The organism is Pseudomonas sp. VI4.1 (genome assembly GCF_002029345.1).
In the GTDB taxonomy this organism is placed as follows: Bacteria; Pseudomonadota; Gammaproteobacteria; order Pseudomonadales; family Pseudomonadaceae; genus Aquipseudomonas.
The window spans coordinates 1-2,192 of record NZ_MULM01000015.1 but is presented as its reverse complement, the minus strand read 5'-3'; the positions used below and the strand labels follow the sequence as shown (position 1 = coordinate 2,192).

Annotated in this window: 1 protein-coding gene and 1 pseudogene; one reads left to right on the top strand and one right to left on the bottom strand. The window is 63.2% G+C overall.

Annotated elements, in window-relative coordinates:
• Nucleotides 1–941: hypothetical protein (locus BZ163_RS34695; RefSeq protein ID WP_168187290.1), on the bottom strand; the 941-nt coding region annotated here is incomplete at its 3' end.
• Nucleotides 942–1,263: 322 nt separating this feature from the next.
• Here BZ163_RS34695 and BZ163_RS00125 point away from each other — a divergent pair.
• Nucleotides 1,264–2,192: pseudogene (locus BZ163_RS00125) on the top strand (sugar-binding protein); the annotation flags it as partial.

Sequence of the window (2,192 nt, the reverse complement as noted above, 5' to 3'; positions counted from 1 at the left end):
ACAGCGGGTTTGGCGTGGGCTGGGAACTGCGATTGTCGCAATACGACGCCGATAAACAGGTGATCGCCCTGTCCTCCGGGGAAACCTTCAAAGTCACCGGTTCCAGCAGCACCGATCCCACCCGCCTGCTCATGGCCGAGCAGAAAATCGAGAGCTTCCACTTCCATCGGGATACGCCGAACCGCTATCGGATCGTGCACAAATCCGGGGTCGTTGAAATACTGGGGCGCGAAGGCGACCTCTTCCTGCCGCAAAGCATTTACAGCGTCGAAGGCCACGAGGTCAGCCTGCGGTACTTGCCGTTCAACAACGGCATCAGCCGGCTGCACACGGTGACCGATGCCCAGGGCAGCACCCTGCTGGAGATCAACCTGCCCACCAGCGCCGTGGAAATCCTGTTGCGCCCTGACGGGACGCCGGGCGGGGGCCTGGCGCGGTTTGAGATGAAACTGCGCAACAGCGGCTCGGGCAATGAGGTGTATGAAGTGGTCCTGCCCACCGCCGACGCGTCCTGGCGGTTCACCTACCAGAAGGTCAATGGCCTGCTGTGCATCACCGAGGTCAAGACCCCGGTAGGCGGCCATGAAACCATTGTATACGCCGGCGTCGGCCACAGTTTTCCGGGCAATGCGCGCGCCCCCCTGCCCAGGGTCTGGAAACACCAGATTCGCCCCGGTTTCGAGCAGCCGATGCTCGAGGTGCATTACGCCTATGACAACAGCGAACTGCCCGGCAGCAGCAACAACTTCCTGGGTAACAACGCCCCGATCGGCTGGGATGACAATGGGCTGGACAACCTCTACAAAGCCGCCGGGCGCTATCAGTACGGCACCACCGAAACCCACTATGCCGACGGGGTGCCGGTGCGCCGCATCGAGCGCACCTTCAACCGCTTTCACCTGATCAGCGAAGAAAAAACCACCCAGGGCCAAAACATTCATCAGGTCCTCACCACCTATTACGCCGATGACAAACTCGAGGAGCCGTTCAGCAACCAGGCTCCGCAGTGCCAACTGCCCAGACGTGTCGAAAGCCGCTGGGGCCTCGAAGGGGGGACGTGGCGCCCCGAGAACGTGCTCACGGCCTACGACACCCACGGCAACCTGACGGAACAGACCCAGGCCAATGGCGTCAAGGAGCGCTACAGCTACTTCCCGGCCGCAGGCATCCCCGGGGAGTGCCCGCCTGACCCGCACGGTTTTGTCCGCCACCTGCACGAGCAAACCGTGACCCCGGCCTCCGATCGGGAAAAGGGGTGCCCCGGTGCTGCGCACGCGCAACCGCTACGACCTGATGCCTCCCGTCCAGGGCACTGCCGAGGACGCCTGGCTGGTGCTGACCGAAGAGACCCTGTTGCAGGTCGAGGGCGACCAGGAGTACGCGTTGCAACACAGCGCCTACCTCACCTTCAACCAACCGCGCGACCCCTTGCAGCATGGCCGGCGCGAACAGCAGGCCATCACCCTCAATGGCCGGACCACCACCACCGACTACGCCTACCGAAAGCTGCCCAGTGCCTTTGCCGGCGAAACCGTGCTGCAAACCACCGAGATCCTGAAGGGTTTCGACCACGGAGTCGACGGCACGGACACGAAAAAGACAGTGACCCTGGAACACTCGCTGCTGCACGGCGAACCCTTGCTCACCCGCGACGACAGCGACGTGGAAATTCGCTACACCTATGACGCGTTGCTGCGGGTCACCTGCGAAACCGTGGCCCCGGACACCGACTACGTGGCGTCGCGCACTTACCGCTACGTCCTGACCAACGCTGATGGCCAACAGGCCTGCCAGGAGGCCACCGACGTCAAGGGCGTGCGAACCCTAACCCTGTTCGATGGCTTGAACCGGGTGATCAAGGAACAGCGCCAGGACCCCGACCACCGTACCGGCGCCCTGGCGCAGGCGTTTCGCGACACCTATTACGCCACCTATGACGCCCTGGGCCAACGGGTGGAGGACATCGAGCTGGACTGGCGCAGCGCCGACGAAGAGGACGATCTGCAACTGCGCAGCCAGTACCGTTATGACGACTGGGGCGAGCAGCGCAGCGTGGTGCGTCCGGACGGGGTCGAGGAGCACGAGGTCAGCGACCCGATCACACAGACCACCACGACCTGGATCGAGGGCATGGGCAAGACCGTCACCCACAACAACCTGTTTGACAAGCCCGACAACGTCAAGCGTTACAA